Here is a 23,556-nt window from a genome sequence, read left to right on the forward strand (position 1 = left end):
CGTTACTCCAAAGTATTTAAGGAATATCGATCATGGCTGCTAAAGAAGTTAAATTCGGCGACTCCGCCCGTAAAAAAATGCTCACCGGCGTTAACGTTCTGGCTGACGCAGTAAAAGCGACCCTGGGCCCGAAAGGCCGTAACGTGATCATCGAGAAGAGCTTCGGCGCTCCGACCATCACCAAGGACGGCGTTTCTGTCGCCAAAGAAATCGAACTCGAAGACCGTTTCGAAAACATGGGCGCGCAGCTGGTTAAAGACGTTGCCTCCCGTGCCAACGATGACGCAGGCGACGGTACTACCACCGCCACCGTTCTGGCTCAGTCGATCGTCAACGAAGGCCTGAAAGCCGTCGCTGCCGGTATGAACCCGATGGACCTCAAGCGCGGCATCGACAAGGCGACCATCGCCATCGTCAAAGAGCTGAAAAACCTGTCCAAGCCATGCGCTGACACCAAGGCTATCGCTCAGGTCGGTACCATCTCTGCCAACTCCGACAGCTCCATCGGCGACATCATCGCTGAAGCCATGGCTAAAGTCGGCAAAGAAGGCGTGATCACCGTTGAAGAAGGCTCGGGCCTGGAAAACGAACTGTCTGTGGTTGAAGGCATGCAGTTTGACCGCGGTTACCTGTCCCCTTACTTCGTCAACAAGCCAGACACCATGGTGGCTGAGCTGGACGGCCCGCTGATCCTGTTGGTTGACAAAAAAATCTCCAACATCCGCGAAATGCTGCCAGTGCTGGAAGCTGTTGCCAAAGCCGGTCGTCCACTGCTGATCGTGGCTGAAGACGTTGAAGGCGAAGCCCTGGCGACTCTGGTTGTGAACAACATGCGCGGTATCGTTAAAGTCGCTGCTGTTAAAGCACCGGGCTTCGGCGATCGTCGCAAGGCCATGCTGCAGGACATCGCTGTTCTGACCGGCGGTACCGTTATCTCTGAAGAGATCGGCCTGAGCCTGGAAAGCACTACCCTGGAACACCTGGGCAGCGCCAAGCGCGTAACCTTGTCCAAAGAAAACACCATCATCGTTGACGGTGCTGGCGTACAGGGCGACATCGAAGGCCGTATCGCTCAGATCCGTGCTCAGGTTGCCGAGACGTCTTCGGACTACGACCGTGAAAAACTGCAAGAGCGTCTGGCCAAGCTGTCGGGCGGCGTTGCAGTGATCAAGGTAGGTGCCGGTTCCGAAGTAGAAATGAAAGAGAAGAAAGCCCGCGTTGAAGACGCCCTGCACGCAACCCGTGCAGCCGTTGAAGAAGGCGTGGTACCTGGCGGTGGCGTAGCGCTGATTCGTGCGCTGGAAGCCCTGACTGAACTGACCGGCGACAACGCTGACCAGAACGTTGGTATCGCTGTTCTGCGTCGTGCCGTTGAAGCCCCTCTGCGTCAAATCGCTGCCAACAGCGGCGACGAGCCAAGCGTTGTGGTCAACGAAGTCAAGAACGGCAAAGGTAACTACGGTTACAACGCTGCGACTGGCGTGTACGGCGACATGATCGAAATGGGCATCCTGGATCCAACCAAGGTGACCCGTTCGGCGCTGCAAGCGGCATCCTCTATCGGCGGTCTGATCCTGACCACCGAAGCGGCCATCGCTGAAGCACCGAGCAAATCGGCTCCAGCTGGCGGCATGCCAGACATGGGCGGCATGGGTGGTATGGGCGGCATGATGTAAGCCAGCCTTACCCCGATACGCCTAAGCCCCGCCTGAGTCATCAGGCGGGGCTTTTTTTGTGGCTGGCGTTTACTCCCGACTCACCTTATGGGCATGAGGCAGGTCAGTTGCATGTTTCGGGCTGTGGCAATTACGGCTTCGACCGTTGCACGGTTGTGTTTTCCAGGGGGGGCCAGCCCAGCAACTGCTGTTTGTAACCGTAGCTTGCCGCCTGATAGTAAGTGATTGCTCGCTCAATCAGAGGGTCGGTCGCGGGGACGTGGGATTCAATGCTGGTGGTCTGGGCATCGTCATGTCGGCGCAGGCCCTTGCGGGGGCTGAGAATGGCCAGGTCTTTACCGTCAAACAACCCCAGATGCTGATAGTTGCCAACCACGACACGGGCAGGCAGCGGGTTGTCCAGTAGCAGGTTGCGGCCAAAAAAGGTGGACTGGTAATCCAGGTTCAATAAGCCGAGCAGTGTTGGTGCCAGGTCAATCTGGCTGGCCAGGTGTGGGTTCTCACGGGCACCAATCAAGGCGGGTGCGTAAATAAACAGAGGAATCTGATAGTTGGCGATTGGCAGGTCTTCCTTGCCGGCACTGCCCGCCGTATGGTCCGCCACGAAAACAAAGATCGTGTTATCAAACCATGGCTTTTTGCGGGCCTGGGCAAGGAACTGGCCAATAGCATAGTCGGTGTATTTCACCGCACCGTCGCGGCCTTTACCCGATTGGATGTCGATTCGGTCATCCGGGTAGGTGTAAGGGCGGTGGTTCGACGTGGTCATCAACTGCAGTAGAAATGGCTTTTGCCGGGCGTAGTCAGCGTCGGCCAGCTTCAACGTTTCGCGGTAGAGATCTTCGTCAGCCATGCCCCAGGCGTTTTTGAAGTGGATATCGGCTTCATTCACGCTGCTTTGATCAACAACGCGATACCCGTTGCCGCTGAAAAACGCGTTCATATTGTCGAAGTAGCCGCGGCCGCCGTAGACAAACACGCTGTCATAACCCACCGCACTGAGCTGTTGACCCAGGCTGGCAAAGCCGCTTTCGCGTCCGATGCGTTTTACGATAGAGCGCCCAGGCGTTGGTGGAATCGCCAGGGTAATGGCCTCAAGCCCACGATCGGTGCGGGTGCCGGTGGCGTAGAAGTTATTGAAGTACAGGCTCTGCTTGCGTAACTGATCCAGATTCGGGGTCAGGTTGCGATCATCACCGTTGCTGCCCAAGTACTTGGCACTCAGGCTTTCAATGGTCACCAGCACAATATTGGGTTGGCGCGGTGTGCCCGGGTTGTCGATATTGCGGCGAATATCCAGCGCGTTGGTGCCCACAAATGTGGCGTTGGGCTCTGCCAGTTCACGGCGCAATTGTTTGGCCACTATTTCGTCAGGCAGGCTGGCGTAAAACTGCTGGTAATCCAGTTCATTGTTACGAAACGCAGCGAAGAACTGGTACGGCCCGTTGTTCGCCAGTTCGCGCTGATAGGTGTTCCCCCCTTGGCCGCGCGGGTCATTCTGATCGAGCAGTTGCAGGCTCACACCCGCCAACACCACCAGGCCAGCAAGTGCTGCGAGGCGTTCGCGAAGATCGGGCAAGGGCGCATTCATCGCGGCCTTGAAAGGTTTTCGTAGCGCGAGACTCAGAACGATTGCGACACCGGCAATGGCGCTGAGCAGCAGGCCGACAGGGTAGGACTCCAGCACGTTGTTTAGCACTTCATCGGAGTAGACCAGGTAGTCAACCGCGATAAAGTTAAAGCGCACGCCGAATTCATCCCAGAATAAAAATTCTGCGACCGCCGTGAACAGCATGACGAACAGGCTGAGACTCAGCAGGCCTTGCAACCACCACTGATGCCCGCGCCGATGCCACACCTGGGGCGGGCACAGCAGCAGATAGAGGCCCAGCGGCAGGGCGGCATAGGTCAGAAAGCCTGCATCGTAGAGCAGGCCAAAACCGAAAACAGGCAACCAATGGCTGCCGGCCTCCGGGAGGTGGGTGGCCAGTAAAACACCTCGGGTGACCAGAAATATGGCCAACCAGCAGCCCGTCAACAGAAAGAGGTAGCGCATTGGCGCGGTGTCAAGCAGACGCATGAGTGTTGTTCCATAAGCCCGTAGGGGGGGCGCGAGTCTGCGGGTGCCACTGTGTGGGGGTTGTGAACCTCAGGTAAAAAACTCGTTAAGTTCATCCTGCGGTTAACTAAATAGCGTATGAGCCCTGCAACGCTGGTTCTCTGCGGTTCTTCGCCTTAAGCTTCGCAGGCCAAGACGGCTGTCACTGCGTAACGGGAGAGTGCCCATGAGAATTCTATTGGTCGAAGACAACCGCGATATCCTTGCCAACCTGGCGGATTACCTGGGGCTCAAAGGGTATACCGTTGATTGCGCGCAGGACGGCTTGTCCGGTCTGCACCTGGCGGCCACCGAGCACTACGACTTGATCGTGCTCGACATCATGTTGCCGGGTATTGACGGTTACACTCTGTGCAAGCGTCTGCGCGAAGATGCCCGTCGTGACACCCCGGTGATCATGTTGACGGCGCGCGACCAGTTGGACGACCGGCTGCAAGGCTTCAAGTCGGGCGCGGATGATTACTTGCTAAAACCCTTTGCTCTCTCGGAGCTTGCGGCGCGAATCGAAGCGGTGTTGCGTCGAGCCCAGGGCGGCGGGCGGCGAGAGCTACAAGTAAGCGATTTGAAATACGACCTCGATACCCTTGAAGTGACGCGCGAAGGACGCCTGCTCAAACTTAACCCGGTAGGCCTCAAACTGCTGGCAGTGCTGATGCAAAAAAGCCCTCATGTGCTGCGCCGCGAAGTGCTCGAAGAGGCGTTGTGGGGCGATGACTGCCCGGACAGCGATAGCTTGCGCAGCCACGTGCACCAGTTGCGCCAGGTGATCGACAAACCGTTTGGAAAGCCGCTGTTGCAAACCGTTCATGGTGTGGGCTACCGCCTCGCCGAGGCCCGCGATGGAGTTTAAGCAAAGCCTCGCTCAGCGGATCATCATTGCCTTTGCCTTGATGAGCGCGCTGGTAGCGGGCACCTTCGCAATAGGCATTGTCGCCACGGTGCATCTGGTCGAAGAAAAACTGATCTCGGCGGGGCTGGGTGGCGACTTGCAGCGTCTGTTGTTGATGGACAATGTTGCTGATTGGAACCATCGGCCCGAGCCTGACCAGCTGTTCTACTACAGCGGGGGCCGTGGCGATTTTGCGTTGCCCAAGGACCTTCGTCACCTGGATCCCGGCTTTCATGAGGTGTTTCGCGATCAACTGTCGTATCACGCCATGGTTGAAGTGGTCGACGGTCGACGTTATGTGTTGCTACAGGATCAGAGCGACTTTGAAGAGCGCGAGCGGGTGTTGTTTGCCGTCGTGGTCGTCGGTTTTGTGCTGGCCCTGGCGTTGGCAGTCTTTTTGGGCTGGGTGTTGGCCCGCCGGGTGATGGCCCCCGTGGTACGTCTGGCACGGCAAGTGCGCCATCGCGATCAACTGCTGGGGCTGGCACCGCCTTTGGCCCCGGATTATGCCGCCGATGAAGTGGGCGAACTGGCCGTAGCCTTTGATGCCACCCTGGGCCGTTTGCGGGACACCCTGACCCGCGAACGCTTGTTCACCAGTGACGTCAGTCATGAGTTACGCACCCCCTTAATGGTCCTGGCCAGCTCCTGCGAGCTGCTGCTGGAAAGCCCTTCGCTGGATCAGCGCAGCCGCTCGCAGGTTGAGCGTATTTCCCGCGCATGCGAAGAGATGCGTGAGCTGGTGCAAACCTTCCTGATGTTGGCCCGTGCTCAGCATGAAGATGCCAGCATGTCGCCTACGACCACATTGACCACGGTGGCAGAAGGCCTGATCAGCCTGTGGCGTGGCCCCATTGAGGCGAAGGGGCTGACGTTGATTTATGAGCCCGGCAACCCCCTGGAAACCCGTTACAACGCAACTTTTTTGCACGCAGTGATGGGTAATCTCTTGCGCAATGCCTTGCACTACACCGATACCGGGTTTATCCGTTTAACCCTTGAGTCTTCCAGCTTTGTGGTCGAAGACAGCGGTGTGGGCATTCCTGAAGAAAAACGCCAAGCGATGTTTCAGCCGTTTGTACGCGGCAGTGAAAAGCGCGGAGAGGGGCTGGGGCTTGGCCTTTCACTGGTGCAGCGCATTTGTGACAGCCAGGGCTGGCGCGTAACGCTGACCACCATGGAACCCAATGGTTGCCGTTTTCGGGTTGAGCTGGGTCCTTACGATACATGACCTTAAGGCCCCGGCGCGTGCGTTGCGGGCCAGGCCACCGCCTTCTGTTTGTTCCGTCGCAAAGCCCTGCCCAGGGTGTTGCGTTTGCACCGCTTCGCTAAAAAAGTGGTCCGAGGCACGGAATTTTCACCCAATGATGACCTGATGCAGACCTTCACCTGATTAATGTAGCGCCTACAGGCTTCAGGAGAACTATGATGCGTCCTGCAATTAAACTCGAATTTTCTGACAAGTACGATTTACAACACGCGGCCGAGTACCTGGAGAAACATCAGGACGGCCTTGCACGACGTCTGTCCCATAAACGTGACGAGCAGTTGGCGCGCAGGGCTTTGGCGTTGGTCGGCGAGCCCGCATCGGTGCTGGATTTGCCGTGTGGAGCCGGGCGTTTCTGGCCTTTGTTGGCCGAGAAGCCAAACCGCACCATTATTGCAGCGGACAATTCGGCTTCAATGCTGGAGGTGGCGGTGCGTGCACAACCGTACGAAGTGGTTAAGCGGGTACGCTGTTTGCAAACATCGGCATTTGATATCAATTTGCCGGATGATGCAGTCGACAGTATTTTTTGTATGCGTCTGTTGCATCACATTGGCGATGCAAGCCACCGAATGGCGCTGTTGCAAGAGCTTCACCGGGTCACGCGCGACAGTTTAGTGGTGTCACTGTGGGTTGATGGCAATTTCAAAGCCTGGAAACGCCAGCGCCTTGAACGTCAGCGGCACGTGGACGGTGGGGCTCAGGGTTACCAAAACCGTTTTGTGTTACCGGCGGCCACCGTTGAGGCGGAATTTAAAAAGGCTGGGTTTACGGTGCAAAAACATCTGGATTTTCTCCCGTTCTATGCGATGTGGCGGGTTTACATTTTACGCAAGAGGTAGTTCATGACCGTTGATTTTGTATCACCCACGCAAACTGCGCCCGAAAACTGCTTTGAGTTTTACTGGGATCAACACGGCGAGTGGGTTGAAGAACCGAATCAGCGTCGCGGGGGAGAGAGTGGTGTACAGCGTCTTAATGAGGCCGGTGGCCGGTTGCTGTATGCCAAGCGGCAGATAGGGCACACCTACCGCAGTTGGCGTTACCCGCTGGGCCGGCCAACAGTCTTGCGTGAGCAGGATGCGTTGCTGGCCCTCAGCCGCTTGGGCGTCGGGGTGCCGGACTTGGTGTTTTGCGGCGCGCAGCAAGGGGCAGACAAACAATGGCGTGCCTTGCTGGTGACAGCTGCCCTGGATGGTTTTGTTGAAATTGACACCTGGTATGCGGCGGGCGAGCGTGAGCGGTTGGGCGAAGTGGTTCATGAGCGTGTGCTGGAAACCATCGCCCAGACCTTGGCGCGCATGCATTTGGGGCGCTGGCAGCATGGCTGTTTATACCCCAAGCATGTTTTTGTACGGGTCATCGGCAGTGACGATAATGCCAAGGTGGAAGTGGCCTTGCTCGACCTTGAAAAAAGCCGCCAACGACTGACTGCGCACAAGGCGGCGTCTCACGACCTCAAACAGCTGCGTCGCCATTCGTCGTGGAATACAGAGGACTGGCAAAAATTGAACTACTTTTACGCCAAGGTGTTTGGCAGCGCCATCAAAGGGTTACGATGATGAAACGAGAAATAGCTCGAAGTTTGTTTCTGCTGGGGGCACTGGCGGTTGCCTCTGTGGCGTTGGCCGCCTGGGAGGAACCGGGCACTCAGGTGATCAGCGCCACCGCAAATGGTGCGCATTGCCCTTTGCCGCGTGCGGTGAAAGTGGCGTCCGTTGCACAACCCGATCACCAACTGTTGCTGTTCATGTTTGGCATGGCGCAAGGCAAATAATCGCCAAGCGGTTGGGGCATACGCCCATCACCCAGGCCCAAGCCAGATCCGCTGGGCATTACAGCGGATCTGGCTTGGGCCTGGCTTTGCGCGTGCTATATCACGTGTAAGTGGTTGTCCCACAGCCCGGCCGGTAACTCTAGCGGCTTGGCGGTCAGTTCGGCTTGGCGGCAATCGTAAAAACGGCAGCGACCCTGCCCGGATGTCACCACAAACCCATCGTTTACCGCGCCAACACCTGCGCAATCGGGCAACGGTGCATCGAGGCGCAGCGCGCCGCTGTCCAGGTCCCATACAAAGAACCGGTTGCCACGCGGCGCAGTCAGTGCCACCAGACGTAATTCGCTGTGCACCGCCACGCTGGCCGTGTAATGGCCCATGGCGCGCAACTGGGGTTCTGCCACGGGAAACGGCTGAAAAGGCTGCCCCGGACGTTTGATGGCCAGCAGTTCGGACAACTCATGGGCGTCGCCCATAAATTGCTGACACGCCACGATGGTGCCGTCGGTGGCAATACCCAAATGGCGCACGCTGTTCATCTGCTGGCTCAGGGTTTCCTTGCTCAGCAGGGTACCGTCGCGCTGCATCAGCACCAGGCTGGGTTCCATGGCGTTGAGGTTCATTTCGACGCGGCTTTCAGCTTCGGTGCGGATGCCGCCGTTTGCCACCACCAGTGTTTCACCGTCCGGCATCCACGACACCTGATGCGGGCCTACCCCATGGGTCGGGATCTCGCCCGCGTGCACCAGCCGGTCGCCTTCGAAACGATACACCCCGAGCAAACCGCGACCGGGATCGAGGGTGTCATTTTCGGTCGTGTACAGCCATTCGCCGTCTTTATGGATCACGGCGTGACCATAAAAATGGCGGTTGGGCAGGGACTTCAGGGTTTGCAGCAGTTGCCCGTCGTTCAGGTTGATCAAGTAGCTTTCAGTGCCAGGGCGACGGGCCACGAACAGCGCAATGGGGTGCGTGGGGTGGTTGATGATGTCATGGCAGCGTTGGGCGACTTTCGTACTGAACACCTGAGTGCCATCCAGCCGATAGCCCACGGCATAGTGATTGCCGTCCACATCATCACGGGCACTCAGCAGCAGTGGGCTCTGGCCTCTTTGCTTGAACAGCGACCAGCCGCCCAATGTCATGGCGCTCAGCAATACACCACCGAGTTTGAGAGCTTGCCTGCGCATCATCGAACCTTCCTTTATCAATCGCCGTCGTTGGCGTTAAAGCCCAACTGAATGCCCAGCGCCTTCGCCAGTTCGGCTTCATGCAGGCGATGCACCACGTTCAGGCTGTCATAGATGGCGTTCAGTTGAGCGCGCCCTGCGTCGTCCGCCAGCAGCTCATTAAGTGTGCGCTGGTTGTCATTGAACAGTTTGAGCGAGGCGGCATAAGCGGCATCAATTTTGTCGGCCAAAGGTTTTTGCTCAGCCGGCAGCAACCCGCGCAGCCCCTTGTTGTCGACGCCCACCCAAACGGTTTGTGCCGCGGCCAGGCTGGCGGCCAGACTTTGCAGCGAGGCCTGGCTGCGCCATCCGTCGGCCTGCATCGGTTGGGCGATGCCCTTGCTCTGACGGCCCATCGGCGTGCCGAGTTTTTTCTTCAGGGTGTCCAGGGCAGTGACCTGTACACGCAGCAAGTCGGCGATGGCCTCGTGGGAGTCGGCATAACGCTGGTTCGGAAACTTGCTCATTTGCGCCAACATGCCGTCGGTGCTGTTCCAACTGGCCAGGATCTCCTCGGCCAGTTGTTTCTGACGCTCGCCAATGGCGGTCAGCAGCGGGCAGTACCGGGCTTTTTGCGTGGCATCGGCCAGGTCGATTTGGCTATCGAACAAAATGTATTCGTAAGCCGACAAGCCTTGCACCACAACGCTGGACTTGGCCAAGGCGGCGGCATCGATGTCGGGCTGGGCGATCACCAATTGCTCGACCTGGCGGCCCACCAGGTTCTTTTTGTCGGGCCAGAACTGCACTTGCCACGAGCGATTGCCTTCAGCCAGCGGCCCGATCAGCAGCGGTTGCAGCTCGGCCCAGGCTTTTTGTGCGTGCAGGAAATCGGCGCGGGCGGTGTCCAGCGACTCTTTGCCTTCGCAGTAGGCCAGTGCGCTGACGGCCAGTTGCCGGTCGGCTTCAACCCAGCGGCTGTAGGTCGGCAGGATCACTTGCTTGGCGATGGCCGCCGAGGTAACGGCTTGCGGGTCTTGCGGCGAGCAGGCGGCCAGAGCGATGGCGGCAAGGCTGGTGAACAGAAGCTTGGGTCGAAACATGTCGGGGTCCCCGATCGTGTAAGCGTTAAAGAGAGTTCAGGAACGCCAGCAGCGCGGCACGCTGCTCGGCATTGAAGCGTAGAACCTGCTGGCGGGCCGGTTCGGCCTCACCGCCATGCCACAGCACGGCTTCGAGCAGGTTGCGGGCACGTCCATCGTGCAGCAATTGCGTATGGCCACTCACGGCTTGCGTCAAACCAATCCCCCATAGCGGCGGCGTGCGCCACTCCCGGCCTGACGCCGTGAACTCGGTACGGTTGTCGGCCAGGCCTTCGCCCATATCGTGCAGCAACAGGTCGCTGTAGGGGTGAATGACCTGATTGGCCAGTTCGGGCTCAGCAGCGTTGGCCGACGTGGTAAAGGTCGGTGTATGGCAGGACGCACAGCCCGCTTGATAAAACAGGTTTTTACCGGCCAGCACCTGCGGCGAACCCACGTCACGGCGCGCCGGTACGGCGAGGTTGCGGGTATAAAACTCAACCAGGCGCAAAATGTTGTCGCTGACTTCCGGCTCGCCATCGGGGCCATTGCCATTGGGCGCTTCAAGGCAGGCCGTTTGTGCGGGCGTGCAATCATCGAACGGTCTCAGGGACGTGGTGAGCCCCATATCACCAGAAAACGCGTGAACGTTTTGTTGATTGAGGTTCGGTTGCCCGGCTTTCCAGCCAAAACGCCCTAGTACGGTTTTTTGCTGGGCATCGTCCCAGACCCAATTGGGGCGCCCACTGACGCCGTCATTGCGCTTTTTCTGAAGGTCGGCATTCGCCAGAATGGCCTCGTTGGGGATGGCCTCCAGCAAACCCAAGCCGATCATCGGCGGCGCAATGCGCGCCGAAAAACGGGTATCGGGGTGCATGGGGCCATAGCCCAATTGAGTGATTTGCAGCGTGGGCTTGCGCAGTTCAACCTCGGTGCCGTCCTTGAAGACCACCGGCACGGGCGTGTACTCGACCCGCACCTTGCCTTCAGGGGCTACGCCGGGCACGGCCATATCTTGCAGTTGCCCGCCGTAGACCGGCTCAGGTATGACCCCGACCTGCTCGATGACTTGAGCGAAGGCGGGGTCATTGGGGATAGACAGGCGTACCAGCATCGACACGGCGTTCTTTGCATCAGGGGCGGGCGGGTGGCCGCGACCGTCCTTGATGTGGCAGTTCTGGCAGCCGTTGGTATTAAACAGTGGGCCCAGGCCATCACGTGCCGTGGTGGTGGAGGGCGCGATCACCCAAGGGCTGCGAAAGAAGCTGTTGCCCACGCTGAAATCCAGACGACGGCTCGGGGACAAGTTGGCAGACGGCATGGAAAAGGCGTTGTGATCGGTTTTGCGCACCGTCGTAGCCCCGCCCGAGCGCGCTTCACCGGGCTCGGGTTGGGTAAAGCGCGGTGCGTCATCACAGCCGGCCAGAACCAGGGCGGTAACGAGTATCGACAGGCGAAGAGGCAACGAGGGCATCAAGCGTCCAGAGCAGCGAGGAAAATCGAGGGCACAAAGTTTATCAGGGAAGGTGAATTGAAATAAGAGGAATTAGCGTTTGGTTGGGGTTTTAGCCACAACGCTCATGAGAAGACGTTTGCTTGCGATCACAGCCTGTGCGGTCCAGGGGTTGAGTCGATCATGGTTAAAAATGCCAATCAGATTGACTGACTGGCATTAGGTTTGCTCTTGCCTCTGATGTGTTAAATCCTACATGGCTTAGTAATACAGCTGGTATTTCCCACAGAAGAGTCAGAGATGAATGATATGTAATTTGTTTACTTGAAATATTATGCTTGTCAAAAAATACGGAGTAGTTATGAAAGTACTTTTATGGGTGTTTATATTGGTAATAATTTCTGGCTGTGCCAACGGTCGTCTATTTTCCAAAGGCTACAGTCCAGAACTTGCTTATCAATGCCATACGGATCCGTACGGATATTATTGTCTGCACCCTCCGGCAGTATTAAAGAATTAAGGGTGTAGCATGTCATATGTCGAAATCGTTTTTTGGATTGGTTAAAACTCCCATAGAGTAAACGGTGCTCCGTCAGGCAATATATTGATCACGTTGAATACTCTTTTTGCCATTCGACCTGGAACGAATCCAAACCGAGCCCAGCATGGATTTCCTGTGCGTTGATCATAAACTACCATCATTCTGAATAACCATGCATGCGTTGTACCAAAGCGATTTATCAACGCTATGAGTGCTTTCAGCAATCCATAAGCGTTTTCTAGACGGATCATATAGAAAGCCACTATTGCTGATGACGAAGTGTAGAGGTTCGCGCATTTTCTTGCGATGCAACGTTTTACTGTGAGCTTGGTTGCTATCTGCAACCCACACAATGATTTCATTTTCCTTGATAACCAGGTTTCCATCAGCTTGCAGTATCAACCGAAATCGCCCATTTTCAGACGAGAGATATTGTCCCGGTGACATTGTTTGATTGGGCAGCAGCAGTGGCGAGCCATTTGCGTGAAAGGGAGTCGTGGTAATAGCCCTATTTATTCCTTGCTCAATGTGTTCTGGGCTTTTATTGAATCAAGTTTAAATGCGGTGAAGGGCGTGTATATCTATCGCCTGAAGATTTATTGGCGTTTGATTTGATGTGTTGCGGGTTCACATCCGCTCTGCAGGCTTCTTCATTTTTCAGGGTTCCATAAAAAAGGCGGCCCTAAGGCCGCCTCATCGTTCACTCACGCAAACGTTGCTGATCAGAACTCGTGATCGGCGTTGTCCGGGTTCAGGTCACTGATGCCCAGTTTGCCTGCAGCCTGCTCGATTGCGCCGGTCTGCTTGACCAGGGCGGCGATGGCGTCACGTACCACCTGGTTGCCCGCTTCGTTACCCGCCGCGATCAACTGGTCGTAGTGCTCGCCCTTGTTGGCGAGGTCAACCATGACCTGGATCTTGGCTTCGGTGTCGGCGAGGTCGGATTTCAGCGTGGCATCAGTGGCCGGGTCGATGACCACGACCAGCGAAGACAGGCTTGGTCCGGTCATTTGCGTGCCGTCGGCGCGGGTGTACTCACCCAGGTACACGTTACGAATACCTTTGGCATCGTAGAAGTGCGAGTTGTGGGTGTTGTCGCTGAAGCAGTCCTGCTCGTCTTCTGGAGAGTTGGCTTCCAGGGACACTTTCATGCGTTCGCCCGCCAGTTCACCCAGCGACAGGCTGCCCATGCCGAACAGCATTTTGCGCAAGCCATTTTGTACCGGCTCGGCTTCCAGTGTGGCGCGGTAGTTGTCGCTCACGTTTGGAGCCCAGTTGTCGACCATTTCATTCAGGTCGTTGACCAGCAGCTGGGTCACGGCCTTGAGGTAAGTGCGGCGGCGTTCATTGTTGCCGCCGGTGGCACCTTCACCTTCCAGGTAGTCAGATGCCGGGCGATTGCCTGCGCCCGGGCCAGTGCCGTTGAGGTCCTGGCCCCACAGCAGGAATTCGATGGCGTGGTAGCCGGTGGCCACGTTGGCTTCTGAACCGCCCAGCTCGTTCAGGCTGGCCAGAGTTTCAGGGGTGATTTCGGTGACGTCGATCTTGTCTTCGCCGACCTGGATCTGGGTGTTAGCGATGATGTTGGCGTTGGCCCCCGGGTTGCCCAGTGCACCGGCATAGCTGGCGTCAACGTAGTCGATCAGGCCTTCGTCCAGCGGCCAGGCGTTCACTTGGCCTTCCCATTCATCAATGATGGTGTTGCCAAAGCGGAACACTTCGCTTTGCAGGTACGGCACGCGTGCTTCAACCCAGGCTTGTCTGGCGGCTTTCAGCGTGTCGTCATTGGGTTTGGCCAGGAAAGCATCGATCGCGGTCTGCAGTTTTTTGGCTGTCGCTTCAGAATCACTGTAAACGGCATGAACCATGTCGGCGTAATGCGCAACAACCGCTTTGGCTGCGGCTTCATCCACTTTTGCGGCCGTGACGTCGGTGGCCGGTGTGGCCGCGGTGGTGGCTGCAGCGGCAGCAGGGGCCGGTGCGGCCGCGGTTTTTTCCTTGTCCTTGTCGCCACAGCCGGCGAGTGAAATAGCAATGGCTAGCAGACTGGCGGTGGCCAGGGGCATACGAATCATGGCGAAAATCCTGCTTCGAGAGGTGGGACCCGCGTGCGGCTGCACGCAAAACTGCCACATGATGCGAAAGATTTGCATTTTCTGTAAAGGGTTAGTGTTGGAAATATTTCTTATTCACGTCAGTTTTTTGGGCTGGTTTCACGGATTCTGGACGCTGGTTTCAGATCATCAGGGCGTTTTGACGTCTGGCCTGCTTTAACCAGACGCTTAATTCCCGCGCGCTCAGGGGCTTGCTGTACAGGTAGCCCTGACCTTCATGGCAGCCTTCTTTAATCACATAGGCTTCCTGCCCGAGGGTTTCGACACCTTCGGCGATGACCTGCATGCCCAGGCTTTTACCGAGCTGAATGATGGCGCGCACGATGGTTGCATCGTCGTCATCGTCAATCAGGTCCTGCACAAAGCTCTTGTCGATCTTGATTTTGTCCAGCGGCAGGCTCTTGAGATAGCTCAATGACGAATAGCCGGTGCCAAAGTCATCAATGGCGATCAGGGCCCCGGAGCGGCGCAGGCTCAACAGATGTTGGGCGGCGGTGCTGATGTCTTCCATCAGGCCGGTTTCGGTGACTTCCAGCTCAAGGCTACGGGGTGGCAAGCGATGTTGTTGCAGCAGGTTGTTGACCACGCGGGGCAGCTCGGTGTGGTGCAGTTGCACCGTTGACAGGTTGACCGCCATGCGCAGCTCGGTGAAGCCCTGATCGTGCCATTCGCGCAATTGGCTGCAGGCGTGGTCCAGCACCCATTCACCAATAGCGATGATGCTGCCGTTCTTTTCGGCCAGGGGAATGAACACATCGGGGGGAATCAGGCCGTACTCAGGGTGTTGCCAACGCAACAGGGCTTCCACGCCGACCACATGGTGATCGCTGTAACGGATTTGCGGCTGGTAAACGAGGTGAAACTGGTTGCCCAGCAGCGCATCGCGCAAGTCTTTTTCCAGTTCACGACGTCGACGCATTTCGCGGTCCACGCTGGCGATATAGAACTGATAACGGCTGCGCGAGCGGCTCTTGGCCAGTGTCATGGTCTGTTCGGCTTTTTGCAGCAGTTGCTCAGACGTATCGCCATCTTCAGGAAACAGGGTGATGCCAATGGTGGCGCGCAGACGAATGTTCTGCTGGTCCACGCGAAAGGCCGTTTCCAGGTCATCCAGAATGCTTTGGGCCAGCTCGGCGGCTTCGTAGGGTTGTTCAATATGCGACTGAACCAGCGCGAACTGGTCACCCCCCAACCGGGCCAGTGCCCCCTGGCTGCCGCTGTAGGCACGCAGGCGGTCGGTCAGCGCTTGCAGCAACTCGTCGCCGGTCTGATAGCCAAACTGCTCGTTGATGCCTTTGAAGTCGTCCAGGCCGACGCACAACACGGCCACGCCACGCTGGGGGCGAACGGCTTCGGTCAAGGTTTTGCCCAGTTGGTCCTGTAACTGTTGGCGGTTGGGCAAACCGGTCAAAAAATCGTACTGCGACATGCGCAGCAGCGAGTTTTCGGCTTCGTGGCGCAGATGGGTGTTGCGCTCTATCGAGGCCAGTAACTGGTTGGCCGTGTTGACCCAGACACCCAGTTCGTTGTGCTCGTGGCCTTTGAGCGGGGGCATCACGTGCTCGCCGGGGCGGTCCGGGTTAATGCTGGTCAGGTGCTGGATGATTTTTGACAGGGGTTGGGTCAACAGCCAGTGATACACCAGGTACAGCACCAGCCCCATCAGCAGGGCCCGGAGTATGCCGGAGAAAAAAATAATCACCGCATTGGTCAGGAAGTTCTCGCCATAGGTGGAGGTGTCGAGCGTAATGCTCAGGTCACCGTAGTACTCGCTGTACTGCTCGCGGCTCACCAGCGGCACGCTGTAGGTGCGCTGCTGCCCCAAAATCAGATCGGTCAGCCAACGGCCTGACGACTCATGCAGGGGCCGTGTCTTTTCAGCAAGGGCATCGTCTTGGGGGTTACCGATGGACGCCTGGCGAACGGCATTGTCCTGGAACAAACCTTCAAGCACTTGCATGGCCATATCGCGGTCCAGGCTGTAGAGCGCCTGGGTTGAGGGGTCGCGAAACATATCGAGGATGCGCTGGGCGTCATTGGCGACGGCCTGGCGGGTTTCATAGGCGTTGAACACAATTTGGGCGCAACCGAGTGCGCTGCCCACGACCAGTGCTGACAGCAGCACGATGCGGAGCAACTTGACCGATAAGCTGTGCTTGAATTCCAGCTTCAAAGCGCTATTCCTTGTTTCTGACCGATCGATAATGCCGTGCGTATGGATTCACAGGATCACTGTGCGAAACGTGGGGTGTCATCATGGCGCGCGTTCACTGTGCTTATGTGTCGGTCTGTTGCTCCTTTAACTTGAGTGGATGGTTAAAATAAATTGAACGCTTTGATACTAGCTGGGCTTGTGCGCTTGTGAAGAGCGATGGCCGCTTTTAATCGGCGCAAAAAAACCGGCCAAGGCCGGTTTTTTTTAGGGCGTCAGGCTTAAGCGGTGAAGGTTTTGCCTTCGAACTGCTCAGCGACGAACTTCCAGTTTACGAGGTTCCAGAAGGCTTCTACATACTTCGGACGTACGTTGCGGTAGTCGATGTAGTAGGCGTGTTCCCATACGTCGCAAGTCAGCAGCGGGGTGTCGCCGCTGGTCAGCGGGTTGCCGGCACCGATGGTGCTGGCCAGTGCCAGGGAACCGTCAGCTTTCTTCACCAGCCAGCCCCAGCCGGAGCCGAAGGTGCCGATGGAGGTTTTGCTGAACTCTTCTTTGAACTTGTCGAAAGAGCCGAACGCCGCGTTGATGGCTTCGGCCAGTGCGCCAGTCGGTTCGCCGCCGGCGTTGGGTGCCAGGCAGTTCCAGTAGAACGTGTGGTTCCAGACTTGTGCGGCGTTGTTGAAAATACCGCCCGAAGAGGTTTTAACGATCTCTTCCAGGGTTTTGCCTTCGAACTCGGTGCCTGGCACCAGGTTGTTCAGGTTCACGACGTAGGTGTTGTGGTGCTTGTCGTGGTGAAACTCCAGGGTTTCCTTGGAGATGTGCGGCTGCAGGGCATCGTGTGCGTAGGGCAGCGGCGGCAATTCGAAAGCCATGATGATTCTCCTAATCAGGTCAGTTGCGGTAAGCGCAAGGCCGATCACGGGCGGCCAAACACGCGCCGGGGAGTTTGTACTCTTTGCGGCGCAAGCGCTGGATCATAGCACCGGGGTCAGCGCATAACCACGCGACAACTGTGTGGAATAGACGTTTCAGCGTGATTGAAAGAATATCCCGGTTGTTTTTCAACCCAGCCAAACAGGGCGGGTGCGGCCTTGCCCGCAGGCTTTAGGGGGGAGGGTCGACGATTGGGTAAGCGCCGCCGTTCTGGCGTCAGCCCACCACAATCAACTGGAACGCCACGGCGTACATCATCACCGCCACCAGCAGGTCGAGGATGCGCCAGGTCGAAGGACGCGACAGCCACGGAGCCAGCCATGCAGCCCCCAGCGCCAGGGTGAAAAACCACAGCAGCGAGGCACTGGCCGCCCCGATAACATAAGCACCAGGAACACTTTGCTGCGCGCCGAGTGAGCCGATCAGCAAGACGGTGTCGAGGTAAACATGAGGGTTGAGCAGGGTTACGGCCAGGGCGCTGAGCATCACCGCTTTAAGTGAGCGCGCTGTCTGACCAGCCGATTGCTCAAGGCTGGAGTCAGAGAACGCGCGGCGCAGGGCTTGTGTGCCGTACCACAGCAAGAACACCGCGCCACCCCAGCGGGCCACACTGAGCAGCAGCGGGTTCTGCGCAAGAATCGTCGCCAGGCCAAACACCCCGGCGGCCACGAGCAAGGCGTCGCACACTACGCAAAAGGCTGCCACCGGCAGGTGGTGTTCGCGGCGCAGGCTTTGCGCGAGCACGAACGCATTCTGTGTGCCGATGGCCATGATTAGACCAAACGCGACCAACAGGCCATTAAGGTAGCTTTGCCACATAAGAATTACTCATCAACGACAGGCGGGAATAGAGGTTTGCTGCTGGCTATTATCGTGCCCTTGGCTGTATAAGAAAAACCAATATTGCTGATCGCTCATTAGGAAAACTGATGTTCGACTATAAATTGCTTTCAGCCTTGGCGGCTGTAGTAGAACAAGCCGGTTTTGAACGCGCTGCGCAGGTCCTGGGTTTGTCTCAGTCGGCCATCTCCCAGCGCATCAAGTTGCTGGAGGCGCGCATCGGGCAACCTGTGTTGATCCGTGCCACGCCGCCCAGTCCGACCGAAATCGGTCGCCGCTTGCTTAACCATGTGCAGCAAGTACGCCTGCTGGAGCGCGACCTGCAAAGTGCCGTTCCGGCGCTGGACGACGAAGGCTTGCCTGAGCGGCTGCGCATCGCGTTGAATGCCGACAGCCTGGCCACCTGGTGGGCCCCCGCAGTGGGTGACTTCTGCGCCGAACAGCACCTGTTGCTGGACCTGGTGGTCGAGGACCAGACGGTAGGGCTCAAGCGTATGCGAGCCGGTGAAGTGGCCGCTTGCTTGTGTGCCAGCGAACGGCCGGTGGCTGGTGCACGCAGCCGGCTGCTGGGGGCCATGCGGTACCGGGCCCTGGCCAGCCCGTCATTTGTGGCGCGGCATTTTCCACACGGGGTGAGCGCCGCGCTGCTGCCCAAGACGCCGGCTCTGGTGTTTGGCCCGGATGATTTCCTCCAGCACCGTTACCTGGCCGCACTGGGTGTTGATGGCGGGTTCGAACACCATTTATGCCCGTCGTCCGAAGGTTTTATCCGCCTCACCGAAGCGGGCCTGGGCTGGGGCTTGGTACCCGAACTGCAAGTGCGTGAACAATTGGCCAGTGGCGCGCTGGTGGAGCTTTTGCCAGATAAACCCATCGACGTGCCACTGTACTGGCATCATTGGCGCAATGGCGGACAACTGCTGGAACAACTGACCGAACATTTATCCCGTTCGGCAGCGCGCTGGTTAGTGCCTTTGGCCTGACAGGCAGCGTTTAAACAGCAGGTAACACGACTTACAGTATTTGGAGTGATTGATGAAGATTCTGGTCACCGGCGCGAGCGGCTTTATTGGCGGGCGCTTTGCGCGTTGCGCCCTGGAGCAGGGCTTTGACGTGCGGGTCAGCGGGCGGCGAGCCGAAGGTGTCGAGCACCTGGTACGTCGCGGCGCTGAATTTATCCCGGGTGATTTGACCGATGGTTTGCTGGTGCGCGACCTGTGTGTTGATGTCGATGCCGTGGTGCATTGCGCGGGGCACGTGGGGACGTGGGGGCGCTATCAGGACTTCTTCCGCGACAACGTACTGGTCACTGAGAACGTGGTGGAGGCCTGCCTCAAGCAGCGGGTGCGGCGGCTGGTGCATTTATCGTCAGCGGCGGTGTATTTCGACGGCCGCGCCCACCAGGGGCTGACGGAAGATCAGGTGCCCAGACGCTTTGCCCACCCCTATGCTGAAACCCGGTACCTGGCTGAGCAGAAAGTCTTCGGGGCCCAGGAGTTCGGCCTTGAAGTCATCGCCTTGCGCCCGCGCAGCGTCACGGGTGCCGGTGACATGAGCCTGTTTCCCCGTTTGATCAAACAGCAGCGCAAGGGGCGCTTGGCGATTGTTGGCAATGGCCTGAACAAGGTGGACTTCACCAGCGTGCACAATTTGAGTGAGGCGCTCATGAGCGCGTTGTTGACCACGGGCTCGGCCTTGGGCAAGGCTTACAACATCAGTAATGGCAGCCCGATCCCACTGTGGGATGTCATCAACTACGTCATGCGCCAGATGCAGGTACCGCAAGTGACGCGCTATCGTGGCTACGGCATGGCCTATACCCGCGCAGCGTTCAACGAGCTGGGCTGCAAACTGTGGCCGGGCCAGCCTGAACCCTCGCAGTCGCGTTTAGGTGTACAGATCATGGACAAGGACTTTACCCTCGACATCAGCCGCGCCCGGCACGCCCTCGACTACGACCCCAAAGTCAGCCTGTGGGCTGCGCTGGATGAGTTTTGCGGGTGGTGGAAAGCCCAGGAATCGCCTTATCGTTAAGGCCTGCGTGTTTACCGCTTGAAACTGTCTTTAAGACCCAACAAAGGTTTTGCCATGCGTAATGATGCCCGCGATGATTTTGACGATATTTCGCCCCTGCGTGCTGACATACATGATCACGATGAGCGGGTTTCGACGGCCGCTGCCCGTGAGCGCACCACGGTGTACTCGCGTGATACGCCAGTGATTAAGGTCAAGGCTCCCGGTACCGGGCCGCTTTGGGCATTGATCTGCGCGCTGGTACTGGCAGTTGCAGGGCTTGGGTGGTGGAGCTTCCAACAGATGTCGCTGATGGAGCAGCAACTGGTGGCGACTCAGGAAAGTTTTGCCCGCATCAGCGAAGAGGCGGCGGGGCGGTTGCAGGTCATCTCCGGGAAAGTCGTGGCCAGCGAATCGACCCTCAACACCGGCAGCGAAGCCCTGAAGCTGCAAATCAAACAGTTGGAAGAGCAACTGCTGGAGCAAGCCAAGCGTCAACAGGGGGCTGTGGCCGGGCAGCAGGGCGAGCTGGACAGCCGTTTCGAACAGATCAATGCGGCGATTTTGATGCAGGTCACCGCGCAGAAAGAAAGCCAGGCCACGCTCGAAACCCAGATAAAAGGCCTGAGTACTGAAATGTCATCGCTCAAGGCCAGCATCGCCCAACAAGGCACCGAGGTGGCCGCCTTGAAAAAGCTGGGTAATCCCGGCGCGGCGGTTGAGCGCCTGGAGCAGGAGCTGCTGGTGCTCAAAAGCCAGTTGGAAAACCGCCCGGCCCCTGCGCAGGGTGCCAGTAACGCCGAATTTGATGTGTTCCGTGGCCAGGTCACGCGCAACATCAACAGCCTGCAAAGCCAGATTCAAAGCCTGCAGAAGCAACTCAACCCCCGGCCTTGACCCTGCGCTTGATTTCACGACACCTTCAGCAGCGGACGTAGCCTCGCAAAGCTCGTCAACGACGACAGGGGGGGGCCACCCGTAGGAGCGAGCTTGCTCGCGATCTGTTGATCTTTAAAAGCTTCGGCCTATCCATTGCTGCGGTCACGGCTACTTAAGGTTCCGGCTTTACGCCGTGGGCCCGCCGCGATCGGCCGTCCCTGGCCGTGCCGGGTTACCCACTGCGCAAAACCTGCGTTCGGCCAGCGTGGTTTAAGGAGGCCCTTTAGATCAAAAGCCAGATCAAAAGATCACGAGCAAGCTCGTTCCTACAAACGCTGCCATCCGTAGGAGGGGCCGGTCGACGCTCGATTGCTCGCGATCTTTTGATCGTGTACAGACCGCCCACTCAAGGTTGCGGTGCCTCGCTGGCCTCGGCTACTAGATAGGTGGGGCTAACACACCGCGTTTTTATACGCTCGGCCGGTTTCTGCTTCGGCTACTTCGCTTTGTCCTCACGGCCGCGCAGCACTTGATTGGGCATCGCCAACGCCGCCGCCAAGCCGAGTAGTGAAATGCTGGCGCTGACCATCAGCAAGTGGCGGAAGGTTGTCAGCAAGTGCGCGCGCAGGTTTTCCAGTGCGGGGCCTTGTACCGCATTGAGGCTGTCCAATAACACATTGCCCGAGCTGCCCTCCCCCAGCAGTGGCTGACCGGTGACTGGCGCAAGGATTGAGTCATGCAGCAGTGCCAGCAACAGGGCTGACATCAACGCCACACCCATCGCGCCGCCAAGGGAGCGGAACAGGTTGGTGGTGCTGGTGGCCACGCCAATATCCTGTTGCTGCACCGAGTTCTGTGCCCCCACCAGCGATGTCGGGAACTGCATCCCGGCCGCAATGCCGCTGAGCAACATAAAGGCCCCGCTGACGAACTCGGCACTGGGTGGGCTGAAGGCCATGCCAAGGATGGACAACGGCATCAGCACGGCACCACCCAGAATCATCGGTTTGTAGTAGCCGGTCACGGAGGTCATACGGCCGGCAAAATAAGCCCCCATCGGCAAGCCCATGGCCAGCGGCAGCAGGTGCAGGGCGGCGCTGTCGGCACCGGCTCCGGTGATGCTTTGATAACGCAGTGGCATCAACACGATCAGCGAGATGGCTTGAAAGCTGGTGAAAAAAATGGTGCACCAGCACAGTACCGCGTTGCGATTGGCAAACAGGTGCATGGGCAGCAACGGTTCCAGCGTGCGGCGTTCATGCCACACAAACAGTCCCAGCGCGAGCAGCGCCGCCGCCAACAGGCCCAGCACTTGATCATCGCGCCAGTGGTGGCCCTGGCCAATAAAGGTAACGCCCAGCAACAGCGATGTCAGGCCGACGATCATCAGCACCGTGCCCAAGTAATCAATGATCGGTCGGCGCTGGGGCACAGGCAAGCCGACCAGCGTGCGATGGGCGATCCACCACGACACCAGGCCCAATGGCAAATTGATCAAAAACACCCAACGCCACGACAGGTATTGCGTCATGTAGCCGCCCAGCACCGGCCCGGCAACACTGGCGATGGCGTACATGCTGCTGAAGTAACCCTGATAACGCCCGCGTTCACGGGGCGGCACGATGTCGCCAATGATGGCCTGGCTGACCGAAATCATGCCGCCTGCACCAATGCCCTGAATGATCCGCGCCAGCACCAGTTGTTCCATGTTCTGCGCCAGGCCACAAAACAGCGAAGCCAGCGTAAACAGCCCCATGCCAAACAACATCAAGCGCCTGCGCCCGTACAAGTCGCCAAGCTTGCCGTAGATCGGGACTGAGACCGTCATCGCCACCATATAGCCCGAGATCACCCAGGCCAGTTGGCTGACGTCTTTGAATTGCGCTGAGATGGCCGGGATGGAGACCGCCACGATCGTCTGGTCCAGTGCTCCCAGGAAAATCGCCAGCATCAGGGCGACTAAAATACTGCGAATGGCGGGTTTGGGCTGTGGCGGTTGATTCAGGTTAGTCACGAAGCACCTGTGGACGCTGAGCCACAGGGCGGCAGGCCGGTGGCGGAATGCCGCCCAGTGTACTCGATAGGCCCCTATTCGATAGTCTCGTAAGCAAGCCTGCGATCATTTTTTACAAAGGCCGCGCGCCGCCCATGAGCTGGCGAAGTACGCCAGTTCATGGGGCAGGTTGGGTTTAGTGGAGTGCGCCGAACATGGCGCTGCAATGGGCACCGCTGCAACTGACGGCCATTGCGGCGGCTTGGCGCGTTTGTTCGGCGCGATAGCACGCTGCCGTAAACAGCAGTGCACCTGCCAACACGATAAACACCGTCTTTAGGGTGGTTTTGGTGTGAGTGGTCATGGCATTCGTCCCTCCTGATTCAATCGGAGTCAGAACTTCACGCCCTTGAGGCTAGCTCAGGCTGTTGCGGTTGGCCGGGTGACGGTACGAGCGGTCACACCGGAAGGTCTTGCAGTGGGATTATTCCTACAGATTCTGATCCCAAGACGGTTGGCTGGCGAAGTCGACGACAGTGACAAACACCTGGATGGCGGTCAGGCGATTCATGGTTTGACCGTTTTCTGAAACAAACTATGTTAAAGCATTGCTTTTTTTGTTCGCCGCCGGGCAACTAAGCTGGTTCCATTGC

General features: G+C 58.0%; 19 protein-coding genes. 9 read left to right on the forward strand and 10 right to left on the reverse strand.

Annotated elements, in window-relative coordinates; translation table 11 throughout:
• The first annotated feature begins 32 nt into the window (after positions 1 to 32).
• Positions 33 to 1,676 (forward strand): chaperonin GroEL, encoded by a 1,644-nt coding sequence (groL, locus tag Q1W15_RS15750; protein WP_300730110.1) that lies wholly within the window; start codon positions 33 to 35, stop codon positions 1,674 to 1,676.
• Between the two features lie 130 nt (positions 1,677 to 1,806).
• Here the strand turns inward: groL and Q1W15_RS15755 are convergent, their stop codons facing one another.
• Positions 1,807 to 3,756, reverse strand: coding sequence for a sulfatase-like hydrolase/transferase (locus Q1W15_RS15755; RefSeq protein WP_300730111.1), 1,950 nt, complete (start codon positions 3,754 to 3,756; stop codon positions 1,807 to 1,809).
• Positions 3,757 to 3,961: 205 nt separating this feature from the next.
• Between Q1W15_RS15755 and colR the strand changes: the two genes are divergently transcribed.
• The 5 genes from colR (at position 3,962) to Q1W15_RS15780 (ending at position 7,728) form a co-directional block, all read left to right on the forward strand.
• Positions 3,962 to 4,645, forward strand: a complete 684-nt coding sequence (gene colR / locus Q1W15_RS15760) for a two-component system response regulator ColR (RefSeq protein WP_300730112.1) — start codon at positions 3,962 to 3,964, stop codon at positions 4,643 to 4,645.
• Positions 4,635 to 5,915 (forward strand): HAMP domain-containing sensor histidine kinase, encoded by a 1,281-nt coding sequence (locus Q1W15_RS15765; protein WP_300730113.1) that lies wholly within the window; start codon positions 4,635 to 4,637, stop codon positions 5,913 to 5,915. The genes colR and Q1W15_RS15765 overlap by 11 nt, the downstream gene beginning before the upstream one ends.
• Positions 5,916 to 6,112: 197 nt before the next feature.
• Positions 6,113 to 6,793 (forward strand): class I SAM-dependent methyltransferase, encoded by a 681-nt coding sequence (locus tag Q1W15_RS15770; RefSeq protein ID WP_300730114.1) that lies wholly within the window; start codon positions 6,113 to 6,115, stop codon positions 6,791 to 6,793.
• Between the two features lie 3 nt (positions 6,794 to 6,796).
• Entirely contained in the window at positions 6,797 to 7,513 is a 717-nt protein-coding gene (locus Q1W15_RS15775) for a lipopolysaccharide kinase InaA family protein (RefSeq protein ID WP_300730115.1), read from the forward strand.
• Positions 7,513 to 7,728, forward strand: coding sequence for a hypothetical protein (locus tag Q1W15_RS15780; RefSeq protein ID WP_300730116.1), 216 nt, complete (start codon positions 7,513 to 7,515; stop codon positions 7,726 to 7,728). The genes Q1W15_RS15775 and Q1W15_RS15780 overlap by 1 nt, the downstream gene beginning before the upstream one ends.
• 95 nt (positions 7,729 to 7,823) lie before the next feature.
• Here Q1W15_RS15780 and Q1W15_RS15785 read toward each other — a convergent pair whose 3' ends face one another.
• The 7 genes from Q1W15_RS15785 to Q1W15_RS15815 form a co-directional block, all read right to left on the reverse strand.
• The gene (locus tag Q1W15_RS15785) at positions 7,824 to 8,921 is read right to left on the reverse strand and encodes a DUF1513 domain-containing protein (RefSeq protein WP_300730117.1); all 1,098 of its coding nucleotides are present in this window, start codon (positions 8,919 to 8,921) and stop codon (positions 7,824 to 7,826) included.
• A 14-nt stretch (positions 8,922 to 8,935) separates the two neighbouring features.
• Positions 8,936 to 10,000: an imelysin family protein gene (locus Q1W15_RS15790; protein ID WP_300730118.1), complete on the reverse strand. Its 1,065-nt coding sequence runs from the start codon at positions 9,998 to 10,000 to the stop codon at positions 8,936 to 8,938.
• A 25-nt stretch (positions 10,001 to 10,025) separates the two neighbouring features.
• Positions 10,026 to 11,453 (reverse strand): di-heme oxidoredictase family protein, encoded by a 1,428-nt coding sequence (locus Q1W15_RS15795; RefSeq protein ID WP_300730119.1) that lies wholly within the window; start codon positions 11,451 to 11,453, stop codon positions 10,026 to 10,028.
• A 1,242-nt stretch (positions 11,454 to 12,695) separates the two neighbouring features.
• Positions 12,696 to 14,048 (reverse strand): imelysin family protein, encoded by a 1,353-nt coding sequence (locus tag Q1W15_RS15800; RefSeq protein WP_300730120.1) that lies wholly within the window; start codon positions 14,046 to 14,048, stop codon positions 12,696 to 12,698.
• 160 nt (positions 14,049 to 14,208) lie between these two features.
• Positions 14,209 to 16,260, reverse strand: coding sequence for a bifunctional diguanylate cyclase/phosphodiesterase (locus tag Q1W15_RS15805; RefSeq protein ID WP_300730121.1), 2,052 nt, complete (start codon positions 16,258 to 16,260; stop codon positions 14,209 to 14,211).
• A 260-nt stretch (positions 16,261 to 16,520) separates the two neighbouring features.
• The gene (locus Q1W15_RS15810; protein ID WP_300730122.1) at positions 16,521 to 17,117 is read right to left on the reverse strand and encodes a Fe-Mn family superoxide dismutase; all 597 of its coding nucleotides are present in this window, start codon (positions 17,115 to 17,117) and stop codon (positions 16,521 to 16,523) included.
• 277 nt (positions 17,118 to 17,394) lie between these two features.
• Entirely contained in the window at positions 17,395 to 17,997 is a 603-nt protein-coding gene (locus tag Q1W15_RS15815) for a LysE/ArgO family amino acid transporter (protein WP_300730123.1), read from the reverse strand.
• A gap of 110 nt (positions 17,998 to 18,107) precedes the next feature.
• Here Q1W15_RS15815 and Q1W15_RS15820 point away from each other — a divergent pair, with 110 nt between their 5' ends.
• Genes Q1W15_RS15820 through Q1W15_RS15830 form a run of 3 tightly spaced genes read left to right on the forward strand, consistent with a single transcriptional unit; the run spans position 18,108 to position 20,928 of the window.
• Positions 18,108 to 19,001 carry a LysR family transcriptional regulator ArgP gene (locus tag Q1W15_RS15820; RefSeq protein WP_300730124.1) on the forward strand — a complete coding sequence of 298 codons (894 nt, stop codon included), beginning with the start codon at positions 18,108 to 18,110 and terminating at the stop codon, positions 18,999 to 19,001.
• A gap of 52 nt (positions 19,002 to 19,053) precedes the next feature.
• Positions 19,054 to 20,052 (forward strand): NAD(P)-dependent oxidoreductase, encoded by a 999-nt coding sequence (locus tag Q1W15_RS15825; RefSeq protein ID WP_300730125.1) that lies wholly within the window; start codon positions 19,054 to 19,056, stop codon positions 20,050 to 20,052.
• Positions 20,053 to 20,106: 54 nt separating this feature from the next.
• A complete protein-coding gene (locus Q1W15_RS15830; RefSeq protein ID WP_300730126.1) occupies positions 20,107 to 20,928 on the forward strand; it encodes an ATPase in 822 nt (273 codons plus the stop codon).
• Positions 20,929 to 21,406: 478 nt separating this feature from the next.
• Here the strand turns inward: Q1W15_RS15830 and Q1W15_RS15835 are convergent, their stop codons facing one another.
• The gene (locus Q1W15_RS15835; RefSeq protein ID WP_300730127.1) at positions 21,407 to 22,924 is read right to left on the reverse strand and encodes an MDR family MFS transporter; all 1,518 of its coding nucleotides are present in this window, start codon (positions 22,922 to 22,924) and stop codon (positions 21,407 to 21,409) included.
• Between the two features lie 175 nt (positions 22,925 to 23,099).
• Entirely contained in the window at positions 23,100 to 23,267 is a 168-nt protein-coding gene (locus Q1W15_RS15840) for a hypothetical protein (RefSeq protein ID WP_300730128.1), read from the reverse strand.
• Between the last annotated feature and the right edge of the window lie 289 nt (positions 23,268 to 23,556).

This window comes from Pseudomonas sp., from assembly GCF_030150285.1.
GTDB lineage: Bacteria > Pseudomonadota > Gammaproteobacteria > Pseudomonadales > Pseudomonadaceae > Aquipseudomonas.